Source organism: Nonomuraea fuscirosea, assembly GCF_035917475.1.
In the GTDB taxonomy this organism is placed as follows: Bacteria; Actinomycetota; Actinomycetes; order Streptosporangiales; family Streptosporangiaceae; genus Nonomuraea; species Nonomuraea fuscirosea.
In genome coordinates this window covers 6226830-6246863 of the sequence record NZ_CP109074.1, presented here as the reverse complement: position 1 = coordinate 6246863, position 20034 = coordinate 6226830, and the positions used below count along the sequence as shown (strand labels likewise).

The 20034-nt window shown below is 72.8% G+C and carries 19 protein-coding genes and 1 riboswitch; all 19 genes read left to right on the top strand.

All coding sequences use genetic code 11. The annotated features are described in order from the left end of the window. Positions 1-22: 22 nt before the first annotated feature. The 19 genes from OIE67_RS28460 (at position 23) to OIE67_RS28370 (ending at position 19801) form a co-directional block, all read left to right on the top strand. Positions 23-874, top strand: a complete 852-nt coding sequence (locus tag OIE67_RS28460; protein ID WP_245956052.1) for a dihydroorotate dehydrogenase electron transfer subunit — start codon at positions 23-25, stop codon at positions 872-874. Beyond that, positions 864-1841 (top strand): dihydroorotate dehydrogenase, encoded by a 978-nt coding sequence (locus OIE67_RS28455; protein ID WP_106244887.1) that lies wholly within the window; start codon positions 864-866, stop codon positions 1839-1841. Before OIE67_RS28460 ends, OIE67_RS28455 begins: the two co-directional genes overlap by 11 nt. A gap of 180 nt (positions 1842-2021) precedes the next feature. Continuing rightward, complete coding sequence (gene pyrF, locus OIE67_RS28450; RefSeq protein ID WP_326626146.1) at positions 2022-2717, top strand: orotidine-5'-phosphate decarboxylase; 696 nt, start codon at positions 2022-2024, stop codon at positions 2715-2717. 485 nt (positions 2718-3202) lie between these two features. Next, complete coding sequence (gene mihF, locus OIE67_RS28445; RefSeq protein WP_020541698.1) at positions 3203-3526, top strand: integration host factor, actinobacterial type; 324 nt, start codon at positions 3203-3205, stop codon at positions 3524-3526. 121 nt (positions 3527-3647) lie between these two features. Then, positions 3648-4235: a guanylate kinase gene (gene gmk / locus OIE67_RS28440; RefSeq protein ID WP_326645506.1), complete on the top strand. Its 588-nt coding sequence runs from the start codon at positions 3648-3650 to the stop codon at positions 4233-4235. Between the two features lie 5 nt (positions 4236-4240). Beyond that, positions 4241-4510: a DNA-directed RNA polymerase subunit omega gene (gene rpoZ, locus OIE67_RS28435; RefSeq protein ID WP_043638590.1), complete on the top strand. Its 270-nt coding sequence runs from the start codon at positions 4241-4243 to the stop codon at positions 4508-4510. A gap of 8 nt (positions 4511-4518) precedes the next feature. After that, positions 4519-5754, top strand: a complete 1236-nt coding sequence (coaBC, locus tag OIE67_RS28430) for a bifunctional phosphopantothenoylcysteine decarboxylase/phosphopantothenate--cysteine ligase CoaBC (protein WP_326626121.1) — start codon at positions 4519-4521, stop codon at positions 5752-5754. Between the two features lie 249 nt (positions 5755-6003). Then, a complete protein-coding gene (locus OIE67_RS28425) occupies positions 6004-6246 on the top strand; it encodes a hypothetical protein (protein ID WP_326626119.1) in 243 nt (80 codons plus the stop codon). A gap of 128 nt (positions 6247-6374) precedes the next feature. Next, on the top strand, positions 6375-7562 hold the full coding sequence (gene metK / locus OIE67_RS28420; protein ID WP_106244549.1) for a methionine adenosyltransferase: 1188 nt from the start codon (positions 6375-6377) through the stop codon (positions 7560-7562). 847 nt (positions 7563-8409) lie between these two features. Beyond that, the gene (locus OIE67_RS28415; RefSeq protein ID WP_407674754.1) at positions 8410-10923 is read left to right on the top strand and encodes a primosomal protein N' family DNA-binding protein; all 2514 of its coding nucleotides are present in this window, start codon (positions 8410-8412) and stop codon (positions 10921-10923) included. A 49-nt stretch (positions 10924-10972) separates the two neighbouring features. Further along, positions 10973-12442 (top strand): hypothetical protein, encoded by a 1470-nt coding sequence (locus tag OIE67_RS28410; protein WP_326626117.1) that lies wholly within the window; start codon positions 10973-10975, stop codon positions 12440-12442. Between the two features lie 37 nt (positions 12443-12479). After that, positions 12480-13832, top strand: a complete 1353-nt coding sequence (locus tag OIE67_RS28405) for a hypothetical protein (protein ID WP_326626115.1) — start codon at positions 12480-12482, stop codon at positions 13830-13832. Positions 13833-13892: 60 nt separating this feature from the next. Beyond that, positions 13893-14441 carry a peptide deformylase gene (gene def / locus OIE67_RS28400; RefSeq protein WP_326626113.1) on the top strand — a complete coding sequence of 183 codons (549 nt, stop codon included), beginning with the start codon at positions 13893-13895 and terminating at the stop codon, positions 14439-14441. 4 nt (positions 14442-14445) lie between these two features. Further along, the gene (gene fmt, locus OIE67_RS28395) at positions 14446-15372 is read left to right on the top strand and encodes a methionyl-tRNA formyltransferase (RefSeq protein WP_326626111.1); all 927 of its coding nucleotides are present in this window, start codon (positions 14446-14448) and stop codon (positions 15370-15372) included. An 82-nt stretch (positions 15373-15454) separates the two neighbouring features. Then, a complete protein-coding gene (locus OIE67_RS28390; protein WP_326626109.1) occupies positions 15455-17158 on the top strand; it encodes an RsmB/NOP family class I SAM-dependent RNA methyltransferase in 1704 nt (567 codons plus the stop codon). Between the two features lie 131 nt (positions 17159-17289). Beyond that, the gene (locus OIE67_RS28385) at positions 17290-17610 is read left to right on the top strand and encodes a phosphatase PAP2 family protein (RefSeq protein ID WP_326626107.1); all 321 of its coding nucleotides are present in this window, start codon (positions 17290-17292) and stop codon (positions 17608-17610) included. A gap of 83 nt (positions 17611-17693) precedes the next feature. Beyond that, the gene (locus OIE67_RS28380; protein ID WP_326626105.1) at positions 17694-18041 is read left to right on the top strand and encodes a hypothetical protein; all 348 of its coding nucleotides are present in this window, start codon (positions 17694-17696) and stop codon (positions 18039-18041) included. 174 nt (positions 18042-18215) lie between these two features. Further along, positions 18216-18878, top strand: coding sequence for a ribulose-phosphate 3-epimerase (gene rpe / locus OIE67_RS28375; RefSeq protein WP_106244558.1), 663 nt, complete (start codon positions 18216-18218; stop codon positions 18876-18878). A 113-nt stretch (positions 18879-18991) separates the two neighbouring features. Next, a complete protein-coding gene (locus tag OIE67_RS28370; RefSeq protein ID WP_326626102.1) occupies positions 18992-19801 on the top strand; it encodes an oxygenase MpaB family protein in 810 nt (269 codons plus the stop codon). Between the two features lie 77 nt (positions 19802-19878). Continuing rightward, positions 19879-20009: riboswitch (FMN riboswitch) on the top strand. Positions 20010-20034 lie beyond the last annotated feature (25 nt).

Sequence of the window (20034 nt, the reverse complement as noted above, 5' to 3'; positions counted from 1 at the left end):
AAGACGACTGGCCGGCACACCGGTGCAGGTGACGGGCACGGTGCTGACGACGCGCCGGGTCGACGCCTACCATGCGCTGACGGTGGTGGCGCCCGGCATCGCCGAGCGTTACCGTCCCGGTCACTTCGTCTCCGTGGCCGTCGGAGGGGCCCACACGTCGATGGTGACGCGCCGCGCGCTGTCCATCCACGACGTGAAGGCCGACTACGGCGGCACGGTCGAACTCGTCTTCACCACCCGCGGTCCCGGCACGGCCTGGCTGGCCGATCGCCGCGCCCGTGACACGCTCGACCTGGTCGGGCCGCTCGGGCGGCCCTTCCCGCTGCCGCGCGACCCCGTCCACTGCGTGCTGGTCGGCTCCGAGTACGGCTCCGCCGTGCTGTTCCCGCTGGCCGACGCGCTGCTGGAGCGGGGCTGCCGGGTGGACTTCGTGCTCGGCGGGAGCGGGGCCGAGCGGGTGTTCGGGGCGATGCGGGCCAGGCGGATGGCCGAGACGACCACGCTGACCACCGAGGACGGCTCCCTGGGGTTGCGCGGCACGGTGACCGACGCGCTGCCCGCGGTCATCGCCGACACGCGGGCCGACGCCGTCTACGCCTGCGCGCCGATGGCGACGCTGCGGGCGGTGACGGCGGTGGCGATGGAGTTCGACATCCCGGTGCAGGTGGCCGTCGAGGAGTCGATGGCCTGCGGCATCGGGGTGTGCATGACGTGCGTGCTGCCCGTCATCGGGGACGACGGGGCGACCAGGATGGTCAGGGCCTGCGCGGAGGGGCCGGTGTTCCGGGGGGAGCGGGTGCGCTTCGAGGACGTGGGAACGATCCCGTTCGACGCGCTCGGCGCCCCCGGAGGCGGTGCACGACATGTCAGTTGATATGCGTACGTTCCTCGCTCACGTCGAGCTGGCGAACCCCATCACCACCGCCGCCGGCTGCGCCTCATCGGGGCGCGAGCTGGCCCAGTTCTTCGACCTGCACCGGCTCGGCGCCCTGACCACCCGCTCGATCACCATGGCGCCGCGCGCGGGCCGGCCCACGCCGCGCATGGCCGAGACGCCCTCCGGCATGCTGAACGCCGTCGGCCTCCAGGGGCCGGGCATCGACGCGTTCCTGGAGCGTGAGCTGCCCTGGCTGGCCCAGCGCGGCATCAAGACCATCGTCTCCATCGGCGGCGGCACCGTCGCCGAATACTCCGAGCTCGCCCGCAGGCTGGCCGACGCGCCCGGGGTGACCGCGCTGGAGGTCAACCTCTCCTGCCCCAACATGGAGGACCGCGGGCGCGTCTTCGCCCGCGAGGGCAGCGCCGCCGCCGAGGTCATCGCCTCCGTACGCTCCATCATGCGCTACGACGTGCCCGTCGTCGCCAAGCTCGCGCCCGACGTGGCCGACATCGTCTCCGTCGCCCGCGCCTGCGTGGACGCCGGGGCCGACGCCCTGTCCATGATCAACAATCCGCTCGGCATGGCCATCGACACCGAGGCGCTGCGGCCCTCGCTCGCCGCCGTCACCGGCGGGCTGTCGGGGCCGGCCATCCTGCCGCTGGCCGTACGGTGCGTGTGGCAGGTCCACGCCGCCCTGCCCGGCGTGCCGCTGATCGGCATCGGCGGCGTGATGAGCGGCCGGGACGCCTTCCAGCTCGTCCTGGCCGGCGCCTGCGCGGTCGGGGTCGGCACCGCGCTGTTCCACGACCCCTACGCCTGCCTGCGCATCGAACGCGAGCTCGAGGACCTGCTGCGGGCCCGCGGCTTCCAGCGGCTGGCCGACGCCGTCGGCCTGGCGCACCGCCCGCCGGGGAGCGCGCCCCGGCACCTGCTGGTCGACACCGAGGAGAGCACGCCGTGACTCCCGCACGGACTCCCGCACGGACTCCCGCACGGACTCCCGCACGGACTCCCGCACGGACTTCCGCACGGACTCCCGCACGCCGGGGAGGGCGCGTCCTGACTCCCGCACGCCGGGCCTCGGTTCCCTGACACTGAAGAGAGAGCACGTTTTGATCACCGAACGCCAGGAGAGCACGTCTTGACCACCGCCGCACCCATCGCCGTCGCTCTCGACGCCCCCGACCTTGAGACCGCCGCCCGCTGGGCCTCGCTGGTCACCCCCCACGTCAGCACGGTCAAGGTGGGCCTCGAGCTCTACCTGCGCTACGGCCCCGACGTGATCGCCTCCGTGCGGGGGGCCAGCGGGGTGCGCGTGTTCCTCGACCTCAAGCTGCACGACATCCCCAACACCGTCGCCGGCGCCGCGCGTGCCGTGGCCCGGCTGCGGCCCTCGATCCTCACGGTGCACGCCGCCGGCGGGCCCGCCATGATCAGGGCCGCCGTCGAGTCCGCCCCGCACACCCAGATCGCCGCCGTGACCGTCCTGACCTCCCTGACCGAGGGCGACCTGGAGCGCATGGGCCTCGCCGGGCCCGCCGAGGACGCCGTACGCCGGTTGGCAGCGCTGTCGGTCGAGGCGGGCGCGACGGCCCTGGTGTGCTCGCCCAACGAGGTCTCCGCCGTACGGTCGGAGGTCGGGGACGGGATCACGCTCATCACGCCCGGCGTGCGCCCCACGGGGGCCGCCACGCAGGACCAGATGCGCGTGGCCACGCCGGAGCAGGCTCTGGCGGACGGGGCGGACCTGCTCGTCATCGGGCGGCCGATCACGGGCTCGCCCGACCCGGGCGCGGCCGCCGCGGCCATCGCCGCCTCCCTGCGCCGCGCCTCCTGACGCCCGCCCCTCAGCGACTCGTCTTCTGACGCCCGCTTCAGGGGTCGCGCCTTCTGACGCCCGCCTCCCGGTGACTCGCCGAACGCCGGGACGCGGGGGACGGCGTCCGGTGGCGCGCGGGCACCGTGCCGCGGCGTCGCGTGCGACACGCCCGCGACGCACCGCTCACAAGATCATAATGCATCCGCGCAGGCCGCCGCGCCCTCTTGATCGATCTGGTTTCGGCCCTGGTGCGAGCCGGGTTTCGGACATCGGCCGCTGCCGGAAAGGCGATCATCGTTGCGTTTCGCGACATCGGCGCGAGCCGACGCGCGAAGGCGGATGTGAGGGCGATTTGATCAGCACAAGGTGATTTTACGCTCACGGAGAGTGATGAAGTGGATTTTGTGGGGAGAGAAACCGCTCTTGACGTTGCTTAGGGGGCGATGACCAGCTAGTTTCCCTTCCCGTCCGAGTACATCGACAGAAATTCGAGGTGACCCGGCGTGGCTCTTCCTCCCCTGACCCCTGAGCAGCGCGCCGCAGCCCTGGAGAAGGCTGCCAAGGCCCGTAAAGAGCGTGCCGAGGTCAAGAACCGGCTCAAGCATGGCGCGGTTTCTCTGGCTGAGGTGCTCAAGGATGGGCAGACCGACGACGTCATCGGCAAGATGAAGGTGTCGGCTTTGTTGGAATCGCTCCCCGGCGTGGGCAAGGTCCGCGCCAAGCAGCTCATGGAGCGGCTCGCCATCGCCGAGTCCCGCCGCGTGCGGGGTCTCGGTGCGAACCAGAGGGCCTCCCTCGAGCGCGAGTTCGGTGGCAACGAGAGCTAATCTCTGTTCCACAGGAAAGCGCGGGTTCAACGGGGGGTAGGAAGTGACCGACAGGTCCTGGTCCGGCGATGTCAGTGCCCACGAGGCGGTCGGACCCGGAGCGGAGGTCGGCTTCCCGCCCCTGAGAGAGAAACGCCTGACGGTCCTGTCCGGGCCGTCGGGCGTCGGTAAGTCCACGGTAGTCGCCGAGCTCCGGCGGGCACACCCCGAGGTGTGGCTGTCGGTCTCGGTGACCACCAGGAGGCCCCGGCCCGGCGAGGTCAACGGGGTCCACTACTTCTTCGTCGACGGCGAGGAGTTCGACCGGCTGGTGGACGGCGGCGAGCTGCTCGAGTGGGCCGAGTTCGCGGGCAACCGCTACGGCACGCCGCGCGAGCCGGTGCTGAAGAAACTCGCCAACGGGGTCCCGACCCTGCTGGAGATCGACCTCGAAGGCGCCCGCCAGGTGCGGGCCAGCATGCCGGAGGCGCTGCTGATCTTCCTGGCCCCGCCCAGCTGGGAAGAGCTGGAGAAGCGGCTGCGCGGCCGCGGCACCGAACCGGAGGACGTCATCGCGCGCCGGCTGGAGGCCGGGCGGGTCGAGATGGCGGCCGAGAACGAGTTCGACCTCACCTTGGTGAACACGAGCGTCCAAGACGTGTGCCATCGCCTGATAGCCTTGATGACTGACCCTCAGGGGGTCACGACAACCATCAACCGAGAGGTCTGACAATCGTGGCAGGCACCACCCCGGCCGCGGAGGGCATCACCAACCCGCCGATCGACGCGCTGCTCGACATCGTCGACAGCAAATACTCTTTGGTGATCATGGGTGCCAAGCGCGCCCGCCAGATCAACGCCTACTACTCCCAGCTCGGCGAGGGCCTGCTCGAATACGTCGGGCCGCTGGTCGAGACGCACGCTCAGGAGAAGCCGCTGTCCATCGCGCTGCGTGAGGTCTCCGAGGGCCTGCTCAACGCCGAGCCCATCGAAGGCGCGGTCTGACCCCTTCGATGAAGGTCGTCCTGGGCGTCAGCGGCGGCATCGCCGCGTACAAGGCGTGCGAGCTGCTGCGCTTGTTCACCGAGTCCGGCCACGAGGTGCGGGTCGTCCCGACCCGCGAGGCCCTGAAGTTCGTGGGCGCGCCCACCTGGGCCGCCCTGTCGGGCCAGCCCGTGTCGGCGGAGGTGTGGGACGACGTCCACGAGGTGCCCCACGTGCGGATCGGCAAGGGTGCCGATCTCGTCGTGGTGGCGCCCGCGACGGCCGACGTGCTGGCCAGGGCCGCTCACGGGCTGGCCGGCGACCTGCTGACCAACACGCTGCTCACGGCCACGTGCCCGGTCGTCTTCGCGCCCGCGATGCACACCGAGATGTGGCAGCACGCCGCCACTAGCGCCAACGTCGCGACGCTCCGCTCGCGCGGGGCCGTCGTGATCGACCCCGCGGCCGGCCGGCTCACCGGCGCCGACACCGGGCCTGGGCGGCTGCCCGACCCCGCCGAGATCTTCCAGGCGTGCCTGCGCGTGCTCGCCGGGCGGCCCCGTGACCTGGCCGGGCGCAAGGTCGTCGTCTCCGCGGGCGGCACCCGCGAGGCCATCGACCCCGTCCGCTTCATCGGCAACCGCTCCTCGGGGCTGCAGGGCTACGCCCTGGCCAGGACCGCCGCCGCCAGGGGCGCCGAGGTGACGCTCGTCGCGGCCAACGTCATCCTTCCCGACCCCGCCGGGGCCGCGATCGTACGGGTCGAGTCCACGGCGGAGCTGCGCGAGGCCGTGCTGTCCGCCTCCGCCGAGGCCGACGTGGTGGTCATGGCCGCCGCGGTCGCCGACTTCCGTCCCGAGTCGCGCCACGACGCCAAGATCAAGAAGACGGACGGCGAGCCCGAGGCCATCCGGCTGGTCAAGAACCCCGACATCCTCGCCGAACTCGGCGAACGCCGCCGCGCCGCGCGCACCGCCCTCACGGACGGAGATCGGGAAGCGGGTCCGGGTGCGGTGCCGCCACGAGTGATCGTCGGGTTCGCGGCCGAGACGCACGACGTGCTCGCCAACGGGCAGGCCAAACTCGCCCGCAAGGGGTGCGACCTCCTGGTCGTCAACCAGGTGGGGGAGGGGCTGGCCTTCGGCACCGCCGGCAACGCGGCCACCGTGCTGGTGGCGGGCGGCGAGGCGGTCGAGGTGCCGTTCGGGCCCAAGGAGGACCTGGCCGACGTGGTCTGGGACCTCGTGGCCGCCCGCCTCCCCTGAAATGCCCCCAAACCCCGCATGCTGGACACGACACCCATCTGTCGTACAAAACCGTTCATAACCAATTACTCGATCACCTGTTGCAACACCCCCGGACGCCTGCGGATACTTAGGTCGAAGGGGGATGGAATGCCGGTGGGTTCCGCTGTCAGGGATCGTTGTAGGACGCTGCTCGGAGACCAAGGGGAGATTCACTACGTCTTCCCCGCCTTCTGCTCGGGGGCGGAGGGAACGGGGAACTTCCTCATCGTGGTCACCAGTTCCGCCATATCCGTCCTGGCCACCAGGACACTGCGCTCCGATCGGCCCGTGTCGGTGTTCGCGGAGTTCCCGCGCGACACCAGGCTCGGGCCCATCCTGCCCGGCCACGTGATCGAGGTGGGATCGATGGTGTTCGAGTTCGACGAGGAGTACGCCGCCGTGGTGTCGGCCGCCGACGCGGAGATGTTCGCGCCGGAGACCCTCCCGCCCGATCCACTGCCCGAACTGTGACCGCGGCCACATGGTGGACGGTTTCGCGACCGGGCGCCGGGTAGGGCTAGACTTCGGCGAGGCCCAGGCATGCTCATGCGCCCCGGGCCTTACATACGTCAGCAGCCGCTGCATGAGGAGCCACTGAGTTGTCACGTCGCCTGTTCACCTCCGAGTCGGTCACCGAGGGCCACCCGGACAAGATCGCTGACCAGATCAGTGACGCGATTCTCGACACCATGCTGAAGGACGACCCCAAGAGCCGTGTCGCCGTCGAGACTCTGATCACTACCGGCCAGGTCCATGTCGCAGGCGAGGTCACGACCGAGACCTACGTCGACATCCCCGGCGTCATTCGGGAGAAGATCCTCGAGATCGGCTACGACGCCTCGCACAAGGGCTTCGACGGCGCCTCCTGCGGCGTGTCGGTGTCCATCGGCGCGCAGTCGCCCGACATCGCCCAGGGCGTCGACGACGCCTACGAGCACCGCGTGGGCGGCGACGGCGACGAGCTCGACCGCCAGGGCGCCGGCGACCAGGGCCTCATGTTCGGCTACGCCTGCCGCGAGACCCCCGAGCTGATGCCGCTGCCGATCACCCTCGCCCACCGGCTGGCCCAGCGCCTGTCCGAGGTGCGCAAGACCGGCACGGTCCCCTACCTGCGCCCCGACGGCAAGACCCAGGTCACCATCGAGTACGACGGCGACACGCCGGTCCGCCTCGACACCGTGGTCGTCTCCACGCAGCACGCGGCCGAGATCGACCTCAAGGAGATGCTGACGCCCGACATCAAGGAGCACGTGGTCGACCCCGTGCTCGCGGGCATCGAGATCGACACCGAGGGCTACCGGCTGCTGGTCAACCCGACCGGGCGCTTCGAGATCGGCGGGCCCATGGGCGACGCCGGCCTCACCGGCCGCAAGATCATCATCGACACCTACGGCGGCATGGCCCGCCACGGCGGCGGCGCCTTCTCCGGCAAGGACCCGTCCAAGGTCGACCGCTCCGCCGCCTACGCCATGCGCTGGGTCGCCAAGAACGTCGTCGCGGCCGGCCTCGCCGACCGGTGCGAGGTGCAGGTGGCGTACGCGATCGGCAAGGCGCAGCCGGTGGGCCTGTTCGTCGAGTGCTTCGGCACCGAGAAGCTGGAAGTGGAGAAGATCCAGGCCGCCGTGCTGCAGGTGTTCGACCTGCGCCCGGCCGCGATCATCCGCGATCTCGACCTGCTGCGTCCGATCTACTCGGAGACCGCCGCCTACGGCCACTTCGGCCGCGAGGGCTTCTCCTGGGAGTCCACCGACCGCGCCGAGGCCCTGCGCACCGCCGCCGGCCTCTGACCACCCACCACATCCCGGCCTGACCCGGTCCGGCCGCCGGGGCTGGTCAGGCCCGGCTTGGCTCGACCTGTGGCCTGGTCGGGCTGGGCTTGGCTTACGGCCTGACTTGACTTGTGGTCTGACCTCGCGCTGCGGTCTGACCTCGCGCTGCGGGCGGTCCAGACTGTCCCCGACGACCGGCGCCTCCCTCCGGGTGGCACCGGTCGTCGCGTATTCCACACGGCTTCGCGCGTCGTACGGGCCGCGTACTCGCGCGACTGGCGTCCCTGTGTAACGGCGTACCCGCGTCAATGGCGTCGGCAAGGCCTTGCGCACCGACGGGGCGTGCTCGCCCGGCCCGGCGCGCCCCGACGGGTCGGCGCACCTGCGGGCGCCGGTGCTGCCACGGGGCGAAGCGCCTCACGTAAAGAGGATGCGCCTCCTCGTAAGGGAGCGTGCGGTCGTGCGGCGCCTTCCCATAGGCCAGGCGCGCTCCTTCACGATCGCGACTCCGTCACGGTCGCAGTGCCGTCACGGTCGCGATGGCGGACGGCCGCTATAGGCCCAGGGATGCCGTGCCGCATGGATGTCATGGTGCTCGGTGACAGCTGAGCTGTGCTGCGCCGATGCGGTGGCGCATGGGGTGCAACGGCATCGTGGGGGTCGGACAGGTCACGTCAACGGTCGGGCTCTTAGGGGCCCTGTCGTTGTGGCGCCTGGGGTGCCGGACATGCCCGTGTGGGCCGTGCGGTGCCGTGCCATGCTCGCGCTGGTGTCGTCGGTGTGCTGGAGCAACATGGCGGTGGGCGTTCGGGTGGGCGATGGGGCGTGGGCGTTGCCGGGGGTGGAGGTCTGGTAGACGTTATGCGTGAGCCACTCCTCCGACGACGCCCTCCTGCCGCTCGAAGCCGTGCGGCCCGCGACGTCGGCGAAGGACACCAAAGGGGCGCCTGTCCCGGCTCCGGAGGACCCCGTGGCGCGGGTCGCCGTGGACAGTCCGCTGCCGCACCTCGACCGGCTCTTCGACTACCTGATCCCCGCCTCACTGCATGAGACGGCTCAGCCGGGTGTGCGGGTGCGGGTGCGGTTCGCGGGCAAGCTCGTGGACGGGTTCCTGCTGGAACGAGTGGCGGCGAGTGAGCACGAGGGCAAGCTCACCCCACTCGAACGGGTGGTGTCGCCCGAGCAGGTGCTCACCCCCGAGATCGCCGGCCTGGCCAGGGCGGTCGCCGACAGATACGCGGGCACCCTGACCGACGTCCTGCGCCTGGCCGTGCCACCCCGCCACGCCAAGGCCGAGGCGGAGGGCCTGAAGGAGGCGGAGGTCTCCAAGGGGACGGGGGTCCCCCAGGTTGCGGGGGTCTCCAAGGCGAGAATTTCCAAGGAGGCGGGGGTCCCCAAGGAGGCGGGAGCCCCCGAGAAGGCAGGGGTTCGCAAGGGGGCGGAGGTTCGCAAGGAGGCGGGACCGCCCGATCGGCCGGAGCTCGCGACGCTGCAAGCAACGACGCCGCACGCGGTGACGCCGGGATCGGCCACCCCGGAATCCGCTACCCCGGGATCAGGTGTCCCGGGATCAGCCATCCCGAAGGCCGTGGGTCAGGTGGGCGAGGGGAAGGCGGCGGGGGCTTCGCATGCGGAGGGGCCTGCGCTTGAACGGGTGGTTTCCTCCGGAGCCGGGTCCTCCGAGGTCGGGTCCGCTCAAGCCGCGTCTCCCGAGCCTTCCCGTGAGCCGGCCGGTGGTAAGGCGGGTCGGGTCGGGGAGGTGGCGGCGGAGGCGAGTGCGTGGGATGCGTATCCGGCGGGGGCCTCGTTTCTCGGGGCGTTGCGGGACGGGCGGGCGCCGCGGGCGGTCTGGTCGGCGTTGCCCGGTGCGAAGGGCTGGGCGGGGGCCGTGGCCGAGGCTGTGCGGGCCACGCTGGACGGTGGCAGGGGAGCGGTCGTCGTGGTTCCCGACGGCAAGGACGTGGCGCTGGCCGACGCCGCGTTCGCCCGCCTGCTCGGCCCCGGCAGGCACGTGGCGCTGACGGCCGATCTGGGGCCCGCGGAGCGGTACCGGCGGTGGCTGAAGGTGCTGCGAGGTCAGGTGCGCGCCGTCGTGGGCACCAGGGCCGCCATGTTCGCCCCCGTCGCCGGGCTCGGCCTGGTCGCCATCTGGGACGACGGCGACGACCTGCACGCCGAGCGCCTGGCCCCCTACCCGCACGCCCGCGAGGTGCTCGGCCTGCGCGCCCACAGGTCGGGGGCGGGGATGCTGATCGGCGGCTACGCGCGTACCGCCGAGGCCACCCAGCTCGTCGCCACCGGCTGGGCCAGGCCGATCGTGGCCGCCCGTACGACGATCAGGAGCCTGGCCCCGCGCGTGCACCCGGCCGGCGAGGACGCCGAGCTGGCCAAGGACCAGGCGGCCAGGCAGGCCCGCCTGCCGAGCATCGCCTGGCGGGCCCTGCGCCACGGGCTGGAGAGCGGCCCCGTGCTCGTCCAGGTGCCCAGGCGCGGCTATCTGCCCTCCCTGGCCTGCCAGCACTGCCGTACCCCGGCCCGCTGCGCCCTGCCCCCCACCAAGACGGCCGCGCTGGAGCCCCAGACCGAGGTGCCGCCGGCCGAGCCGGTCCCGCTGTGCCACGGCCCGCTCGCGCTGAGAGGCGGCCACGCGGCGCCGTACTGCCGCTGGTGCGGCCGGGTGGACGCCGACTGGCGCTGCGCCTCCTGCGGCAGCCCGCGGCTGCGCGCGGTGGTCACGGGGGCCAGGCGCACGGCGGAGGAGCTCGGCCGGGCCTTCCCGTCCGTGCCGGTGCGCACGTCCGGACGTGACGGGGTGCTGGCCACCGTGCCGGGCGCCCGCGCGCTCGTCGTGTCCACCCCCGGCGCGGAGCCGGTGGCGGACGGCGGCTACGCGGCGGCCGTGCTGCTCGACGGATGGGCGCTGCTCGGGCGGGCCGACCTGCGGGCGGGGGAGGAGACCGTGCGCAGGTGGATGAACGCCGCCGCCCTCCTGCGCCCCGCCGCCGAGCTGGTGGTGCTCGGTGACGCCGCGCTGCCCGCCGTACAGGCGCTGCTGCGGTGGGATCCGGTCACCCACGCCGAGCGCGAACTCGGCGACCGCGCCGAGCTGGGCTTCCCGCCGGCGGTGCGGATGGCCACGCTCACCGGCGTGGCGAGCGCGGTCAGGCAGATGCTCGACGAGGTACGCCTGCCCGCCGACGCCCAGGTCCTCGGTCCCGTGCCGGTGGGAGAGGCCGGCCAGGAACGCGCCATGATCCGGGTACGCCGGGCGGGAGGAGCCGCGCTGGCCGCCGCGCTCAAAGGGGCCAGTGGGGTGCGTGCGGCGCGTAAGACGCCTGATGTCGTGAGGGTGAGTGTCGACCCACTCGACCTGATTTAGACCGTTTCCCCGATTCGCTCATCCCGTGGGTAGCCGTTAGCGTGCCCCTGTGTCGATCGAATGGGTGAACCAGGCCATCGACGACCTGCGTGCTTGGGGGCGGGCGCGGGAAGTCGAAGTGGACGCGGACGAGGTCCGCCTGCTCTGCGACTACGCCAGCGACTACCTCAACGTCAACGAACTGGGCGATTTCACTCCCGAGACCTTCGACGAGCTGCTGCTGTCCATCTACCCGCGCAAGGTCATCGCCCCGCCGGAGAGCGCGCCCGAGACGGTCGCCGCCGCCCGCACCCTCGTCGACCACCTCAGCGATGCGGGCCATGTGAGCGCGGCCACCGTGGCGCTGATGCGCGAGCGGCTCGACGACATCGCCACCCGCATGCCCGGCGCCCTCGCCGACGAGGCGAACTTCGGCATGGCCAAGAGCCTGTTCAGCTCCATCGGCCCGGAATCGCTCGAGCAGTCGGTGGCCATCCCCTCGGGCGAGCTGCCCGACCTGGGCGAGGCGCCCTGCGACTGCCCCGGCTGCACCCCGCTGCCCGCCGTCCGGCTGGCCGGGCCCGACGAGCTGCGCGCCGCGCTGGCGGGCGTCCCGATGCTGGCCGTGGAGCCGCTGCCCGGCGGCGACGACCCGCTCGACGCCTGGGCGGCGCGTGTCGCCCGCCTGCTCGAACAGGACACCGCCGGCGCCGTCACCGGCTCGGCGGAGCTGGACGAGAGCCTCTACGACCTGTTCGACATGCTCTACCGCCTCCAGGTGCGGGTGCCCGTCACCGTGGTCGGCGACTACCTCGACGAGATCGCCGGCGACGGCGGCGCCGACCTGGACGCCGTGCTCGGCAGGCTGGAGTGGAGCGGCATGCTCCAGGTCTCCGGCGACACCGCGGAGCTCACGCCACTGGGCGTCTGGGCGCTGCGCGAGCACTACCTCTCCCTCGGCGTCGAGGCTCCACAGGCCCCCGACCTGGCCGAGGCCGACGCGCGCGGGCTCATCGAAGGACTGCTCGAAGGCGTGCCGACCGAGCTGGCCGAGGCCGACATCGACCGCTGGCTGTCCGGCCGGGTGCCGGGGGAGGCCGCCGCCGAGCTGCTCGCCGCCGCCTCCGGCGCGCCCGCCGTGGCCCGCGGCATCGCCGTCACCATCGTCGACCGGCTCGGCGCGGAGGCCGAGGCCCAGATCCGCGACTACCTGGAGGACCAGGAGCTGCGGCCGCACGCCATCCACTGGCTGGCCGCGCGGGGCCTGCCCGCGCCGCAGCTCACCCAGGAGGAGCTGCTCTGGGTCAGTGTCGACATGCTGGCCCTGGCGATGCCCGCGGCCCAGGAGGAGCCGGAGATCTTCGCCGAGAACATGGCGGCCTCCGGTCCTCCCGCCCATCTCATCGAGGAGATGTGGCGGGTCGACCATCCCGACGTCGTCGACGTACTCGAACTGCTCGGACGCTCGATCACCGACGGCACGGTGGCCAAGGCGGCGCGTAAGGCCGCGTTCAAAGCCCGCTCCCGCGCCATCCGTTGAGTACGCTCATGTGACCGGTGTGCAGTAAGTTTCGTGGGTGGCAAACAATGTCTTCGACCTCGCCGAGCTGCGCAAGCTGATCGATGAGCAGGCCGCCGTGCCGCCACGGCCCCCTGAGGAGACTCCCGTGGAGCACGAGGCGCTGACGTTCCCGCCGGTCCTCCTCGCCCCCGACGCGGAGCTGGCCAAGGCGGTGCCCGCGGTGCCGCTCGTCGCCGACGCGATCAGGCTCACCACCTGGACGGGCAACCGCCAGGTCAGCCAGGAGGGGCACCTGAGCGAGGCCGACGCGGCCGCGGCGGCCGAGGACCTCGGCCTGCCTGCCGCGCGGCTGCGCCTCATCTGGATCGTCGCCGTCAACACCGGGCTGCTGCAGATCCTCGGCGGCCGGGCCTCACGCGGGCCGCTGTCGATGCAGCTCACGGTGGAGGCCACGCTGGAGTTCTGGGACGGCGTGGTGATGGACGTGCTCGACCGCGCCGACGAGGGGCTGACCGGCTCGGCCGTGGTGGACGGCCACCTGGCCGAGATGCTGGCCACGATCTACTCCGTGCGCTCCGGCGTGGCCACCGCCAACCTCGCGCGGGGCATCCTGCAGTCCCACGAGGTCGCCTGCGCGCCCGGCCCGGTCGCGATGCGCAGGATCGCCGCCGCGCTGCCCGCGGAGCTCCTTGAGGCGCTGTCGCTGCTGACCTACTGCGGCCTGGTCGAGCAGACCCCGGCCGGCCGCACCGCGCTCACCCCGCTCGGTGTCTGGGCCGTCCGCCGCGACCTGCTGCGCGAGGGGCACGACGCGCCGACCGCGGCCGAGGTGGAGGTGTTCGCCGACCTGTCCGCGGCCGAGCTGGTGGAGGCGCTGGTCAAGGGCAGCGCCACGCAGAGCGCGGTGGCCGGGTGGCTGGAGCGCCGCGCGCCCGAGTCGGCCGCCCGCGACCTGATCGAGATCGCCAAGTCCGGCACGGCCGGCCAGCGCGGCGCCGTCGGCGCCATCCTGGAGGAGCTCGGCCCCGAGGCCGAGGCCCCCGTCCGGGAGGCGCTCGACCATCCCCTGATGCGCCGCTACGCCGCCTCCTGGCTGCACATCCGCGACCTGCCCGCCCCCACGCTCAGCTCCGACGACCACACCTGGATCGCGGTCGACTCCCTGGCGGCGCTCATGCACCTGTCGGCGCCCGCCGCGGGCCGGCTCGACCCGCCCGAGCCGGGCGAAGACCTGATCAAGCTGGTACGCGAGATGCCCGCGGTCGGCCATCCCGACACGATCGCCGTCCTCGACATGCTGGCCACGGCCCACGACGACCAGGCCGTGGTGAAGGCCGCGCGCAAGGCCGCGATGAAGGCCCGTTCGCTGGCCCACACCCGCTCGCGGACGGCGGGCCAGGGCCGGTAGCGGGGTCCGTGCCTGCACTAAACTGACCTGGTCCCGCGTACCGAGAAACGGAGTGACCCCTTGGCGATCCAGCCCATCCGGCTGTTCGGAGACCCGGTGCTGCGCACCCCGGCGACCCCCGTCGCCGACTTCGACAAGGAGCTCCGCAAGCTGGTCAAAGACCTCACCGACACGATGATGGACGCACCGGGCGCCGGCCTCGCCGCGCCGCAGATCGGCGTCGGGCTGCGCGTGTTCACCTACTACGTCGACGACCAGGTCGGTCACCTGATCAACCCCGACCTCGACCTGTCCGACGAGTGCGACGAGGAGGGCGAGGAGGGCTGCCTGTCCTTCCCCGGCCTGTCGTTCCCGACGCCGCGCGCCGTCCGCGCCGTGGCCAAGGGCTTCGACATGCACGGCGAGCCCGTCACGCTGGAGGGCACCGACCTGATGGCCCGGTGCTTCCAGCACGAGACCGACCACCTCGACGGCATCCTGTTCATCGACCGGATGGACCCCAAGCAGCGCAAGCTGGCCATGAAGGCCGTGCGCGAGGCGGAGTGGAGCGGCCTGGCCGCCCCCGTGATCAGGATGTCGCCCCACGCCACCGGCGGAAAGGCACTCTGACAGCATGCGCCTGGTCTTCGCGGGCACGCCCGAGACGGCGCTGCCGTCGCTGCGCACCCTGATCGACTCGCCCCGGCACGACGTCGTGGCCGTCGTCACCCGCCCCGACGCCCAGTCGGGCCGGGGGCGCAAGGTCCACCCGTCGCCGGTGGCCGAGCTCGCCGAGGAAGCGGGCATCGAGGTGCTGCGCCCGCAGAAGGCCGGCGACCCGGCCTTCCTCGACCGGCTGCGGGCCCTCGCGCCCGACTGCTGCCCCGTCGTGGCCTACGGCGCGCTGCTGCCGCAGGTGGCGCTCGACATTCCCCGGCACGGCTGGATCAACCTGCACTTCTCGCTCCTGCCCGCCTGGCGCGGAGCCGCCCCCGTGCAGCACGCCATCCTGCACGGCGACGAGATCACCGGGGCGAGCACGTTCCAGATCGTCAAAGAGCTGGACGCCGGGCCCGTCTACGGCGTGGTGACCGAGGAGATCCGCGCCTCCGACACCAGCGGGACGCTGCTGGAGCGGCTGTCGGTCTCCGGGGCCGGGCTGCTCGCCGCCACCCTCGACGGCGTCGAGGACGGCACCCTGGAGGCCAGGCCGCAGCCGGCCGACGGCGTCACCATCGCGCCCAAGATCTCCGTCGCGGACGCCCGCGTCGACTGGACCAAGCCCGCCATGCACGTCGACCGGCTGATCCGGGCCTGCACGCCCGGCCCGGGAGCGTGGACGGAGTTCCGCGGCCAGCGGGTGAAGCTGGGGGCGGCGCGGGTAGTCGAGGGCGAGCGCCCGGCGCCGGGAGAGATCGTCGCCACCAAGACGAGTGTGCTGGTCGGCACCGCCACCGACGCGCTGCTGCTGGGCGAGGTGCAACCGCAGGGCAAACGGCTGATGCAGGCCGGCGAGTGGGCCCGCGGGGTCCGCCCGGAGGCCAAGGAGAGCTTCACGTGACCGAGCCCGCCGCCCCCTGCCCGAAGCGGGCCGCACACGTACGACCGACCGCCCGTCCGGGCCTGGATGAGAGTTCGACGGGATGAAGACCAGGGGGCACCAGGGATCCGGCGGCCGGGGCGACGGCTCGGGCCGCGGCAGGAGCGGTGGATCGGGTGGCGGTCGGGGCGGCGGCGACCGCTCGGGAGGGCCGCGCAGGCCCGCCCGCGACCCGGCCCGCAACGCCGCCTACGACGTCGTACGCGCCGTCGACGAGCGGGACGCGTACGCCAACCTGCTTCTGCCACGTCTCCTGCGCGAGCGCGGCATCAAGGGGCGCGACGCCGCGCTGGCGACCGAGCTCGCCTACGGGACACTGCGCGGGCTCGGCACCTACGACGCCGTCATCGAGATGTGCAGCGACCGCGAGCCCGACCCCGACGTGCGCGACGCGCTGCGGCTCGGCGCCCACCAACTGCTGCGCATGCGCGTCCCGCCGCACGCCGCCGTCGGCACCACCGTCGATCTCGTACGCCTGCGCATCGGCCAGGGGGCGGCCAAGTTCGTCAACGCGGTGCTGCGCAAGATCGGGTCGAGGACGATCGAGGAATGGGTGCCCATCGTCGCGCCCGACCCGGCCGCCGACCCCGTCGGTCACCTCGCCGTCGCCCACGGCCATCCCCGGTGGATCGTCTCCGCCTTCCGCGACGCGCTCGGGCCGGGTGAGGGGCGCGCCGACGAGCTCGCCGACCTGCTCGCCGCCGACAACGCCAGGCCCCTGGTGACGCTCGTGGCGCGGCCGGGGCGCAGCTCGGTGGAGGAGCTCGAAGAGACGGGCGCCCTGCCGGGCCGCTACTCCCCGTACGCCGCCTACCTGCGCGAGGGCGACCCCGGGCAGATCGAGGCGGTGGCCGAGACGCGCGCCGCCGTCCAGGACGAGGCCAGCCAGCTGGTGGCGCTCGCCCTGACCCGGGTGCCGCTCGACGGCGACGGGGACGAGGTGTGGCTCGACATGTGCGCGGGGCCCGGAGGCAAGGCCGGGCTCCTGGACGCCATCGCCGTCCACGGCGACCTGGCCGGCCTGGACAGCGAATCCCGCCGCCGCGCCGGTGCCGCTCGTACGGTGGACGGGGCCGGCGGGGGCTCGGACGTGGACTCCGGTACGGGGGTGAGCTCGGGTTCGGGCGTGGAACCGGGCTCGGGCGTCGGTACAGGCTCGGGCATCGGTACAGGTTCGGGTGTCGGTACGGGCTCGGGCGTCGGTGGGGCCTCAGGCTCGGAGCCGGGCTCGGGTTCGGCTGAGGCGTTTCCCGGTGGGGCGCGGGTGCTGGCCGCCGACGTGCAGTATCACCGGGCGCGGCTGGTGTGGGAGACGACCAGGGACGCGACGGTCGTCACGGCCGACGGCACGGAGCCCGCGTGGCGGCCCGGCGTGTTCGACCGGGTCATGCTCGACGCGCCCTGCACCGGGCTGGGCGCGCTGCGGCGGCGACCGGAGGCGCGCTGGCGTCGCGACCCCGCCGGCATCGCCGAGCTGGGCAAGCTGCAGCGGAGCCTGCTCCGGGCGGCACTCGACGCGGTACGTCCAGGAGGCGTCGTCGCCTACGTCACCTGCTCCCCGCACCTGGCCGAGACCCGGGTCGTGATCGGCGACGTGCTGGCCCGCAGGGACGACGTCGAACAGCTCGACGCCCGCGCCTACCTGCCCGAGGTGGACGGGCTCGGCGACGGTCCGCACGCGCAGTTCTGGCCCCACCGCCACGGCACCGACGCCATGTTCCTGTCCCTCCTGCGCAAGCGCCCCTGACCCCCGCCCCTGGAGCTTCGGCCTCCGGCTGCCTGTGCTGGGGTGCGGGGGAGTGCGGGTGCCGTGTGTCTCAGCGGCTTGGGGGCGTCGGGGCGCGTGGTGTGGTGGGTGGGGGTGGTCCGATCGACGGCGTGGATCTCCTCGACGACCTGCACATGGCGGAGCTCGGGCCGATCATCTGCCTGCAGGACCTGCCCGGCCCCGTACGCCCCGTGCTGGAGCTGGTGTCGGTGTTCGGGACGGACACGTTCTTCCTGCTCTGCCTGCCGGTGCTCTACTGGTGCGTCAGCCCGGCGCTGGGTCTCCGGCTCGGTTCCGTGGTCCTGCCGGCCGCCGCCACGAACGTGATCGGCAAGCTGGTCCTGTACCAGCCCAGGCCGTACTGGATCGACGCCAGGGTCCAGCCGCTGCCGGCCGAGGGGGCGTTCGGGCTGCCGTCGGGGCACGCCTAGAACGGCGGGCCGCCTCGGCGGGCCTGTCGGCCGCGCTGATCGGCGCCGCCGCGCCGGCCGACGCGCCGTACACCGGGTGGGTCGTGCCGAGCAGCTGGAGCTCGGCCGGGACGATCGATCCCGAGAGCCTGGAGCCGATCGTCATCATGGCGGGCGTGCTGCTGGGCACGCTGGCCGGGACGTCGATCATGTACCGGCTCGGCTGGTTCGACGCGGGCGGTCCGCTGCGGTTGCGCGCCGCCCGCTGGGCTCTCGGCCAGGTCGTGGCGGTGGCCATCCGGTACGCCGGACGCGAACTGCTGCCGGGCGGTGCGGTGACGACGTACGCCGGGTACGCGCTGCTGGCCCTGTGGGTGCAGGTGGGCGCACCCGTGCTGTTCATCAGGCTCGGGCTCATGTCGCGGGCCGCCCGGGAGAAGGCCGTCCGCTGAGACGGTCCCACGAGGCCGGTCGAGGTGGTGCGGTCGTGGGCGGACGGCCAGGGCGGCCCGGGGCGTGGACGATCGGTCCAGGGCGGCCTGGGGCGTGGACGAACGACCAGAGCAGCCGGGCGGTGCGGGCTTGGGCGGCCAGGAGACCTGGAGGTGTCAATAGACTGGGCCATCATGGCCGTACAGATCTCGCCCAGCATCCTCGCCGCCGACTTCGCCAGGCTCGCCGACGAGGCCGCCGCCGTGCCGAATGCCGACTGGCTGCACGTCGACGTCATGGACTATCACTTTGTGCCCAACCTGACCCTCGGGCTGCCCGTGGTCGAGGCGCTGCGCAAGGCGACCGACACGCCGCTCGACTGCCACCTCATGATCGCCGACCCCGACCGCTGGGCGCCGCAGTACGCGGAGGCGGGGGCGGGCAGCGTGACGATCCACGCGGAGGCAGCCAAGGCGCCGATCCGTACGCTGCGGGAGATCCGCTCCCTCGGCGCCAGGGCCGGTCTCGCGCTCAGCCCGGCCACCCCCGTGGAGCCGTACGAGGACCTGCTGGGTGAGGTCGACATGCTGCTGCTGATGACCGTGGAGCCGGGGTTCGGCGGGCAGAAGTTCCTCGACGTGGTGCTGCCGAAGATCCGGCGGGCGCGTGAGCTCATCGGCCGGCACGGCGGCAGGGTCTGGCTGCAGGTCGACGGCGGTGTGGACGCCGGCACCATCGAGCGCTGCGCCTCGGCGGGCGCCGACGTGTTCGTGGCGGGCAGCGCCGTCTACGGGGCCTCCGACCCGGTGGCCGCGATCGACGAGCTCCGCGCCGCCGCCGTCCGCGCCACTTCATGACACACGGCGGTGGCACGAAGCCGTGACGTGAAGCCGTGACGTGACGGCGTGGCCGGAAGGTGTGGCCGGAAGGTGTGGCATGGAGGGCCCGTCAGCTGGGTAACTCTTCACTTATGAGCGACCATGGCATCTTCGGGCCCCGCTCGGTGACGTGGCGGGTGATGGGTGAGCCGATCCTGCTGGTGGGCGGTTTCCGTGCGCTGCTGATGCAGGGGCTGCACCCGCGGGCGATGCGTGGCGTCCTGCAGAACTCCGCGCTCATGGATCCGCACGAGTCCTGGTCGCGATTCGTCCGCACGACCGAGTTCGTCCGGGTGCGCACCTACGGCACCCTGGCCGAGGTCGAGCGCGCCGGCCGTCGCGTACGCAAGATCCACGCCAGCCTGACCGCCTACGACCCCGACACCGGCCGCACCTTCCGCCTCGACGAACCCGACGCGCTGCGGTGGGTGCACGTGGGCGAGGTCGACTCCTACCTGTCGGTGGCCCGCCGCGCCGGGGTGCGCCTGTCGGACGACGAGGCCGACACGTTCGTCGCCGAGTGGCGGCGGGCGGCCGAGGTGGTGGGCCTCGATCCGCAGGACGTGCCCGGCTCGGTCGGCGAGCTGCGCGACTACATCGACGCCGAACGCCTTGGGCTGCGCTTCGTGCCCGAGGCGGCTCATCCGCTGCGGCTGTCGCTCAACGCGCCGCTTCCGCGCCTGCTGACCCCGCTCAAGCCCGCCATGCCGGCGCTGACCCTGCTCGCGTTCGCCACGCTGCCGCGCTGGGCGCGCCGGCTCTACGGCCTGCCCGCGACACCGGTCGGCGACCTGTGGGCCACGGCGACGCTGCGTACGCTGCACACCGGGCTCGGCCTGGTCCCCGGGCAGGTGCGGTACAGCCCGGCGGCGCGGCGCGCGCACCGGATCATGGCCGCTTGAGCGAGCGCTTGGTCAAATAGGTGGGGGCGGTCGCGCTTCCCGTGACGGGCATGGCAGACTGGATGACGAAAGAGAGCTAGCGTGCTCCGGGGTCGGTGAAATTCCGAACCGGCGGTGACAGTCCGCGACCCGGCCGATGCCATCGGCCGGTTGACTCGGTGAAATTCCGGGACCGACGGTTAAAGTCCGGATGGGAGGAAGCGCGCGAGGTGTCCGGCGTCCCAGCCGGGCGC

Excerpts from the sequence above, each read along its gene's own strand:
- OIE67_RS28455 (WP_106244887.1), top strand. The coding sequence starts at position 864 with ATGTCAGTTGATATGCGTACGTTCCTCGCTCACGTCGAGCTGGCGAAC.
- coaBC (WP_326626121.1), top strand. The coding sequence starts at position 4,519 with ATGAAGGTCGTCCTGGGCGTCAGCGGCGGCATCGCCGCGTACAAGGCG.
- fmt (WP_326626111.1), top strand. The coding sequence starts at position 14,446 with ATGCGCCTGGTCTTCGCGGGCACGCCCGAGACGGCGCTGCCGTCGCTG.
- OIE67_RS28390 (WP_326626109.1), top strand. The coding sequence starts at position 15,455 with ATGAAGACCAGGGGGCACCAGGGATCCGGCGGCCGGGGCGACGGCTCG.
- rpe (WP_106244558.1), top strand. The coding sequence starts at position 18,216 with ATGGCCGTACAGATCTCGCCCAGCATCCTCGCCGCCGACTTCGCCAGG.
- OIE67_RS28370 (WP_326626102.1), top strand. The coding sequence starts at position 18,992 with ATGAGCGACCATGGCATCTTCGGGCCCCGCTCGGTGACGTGGCGGGTG.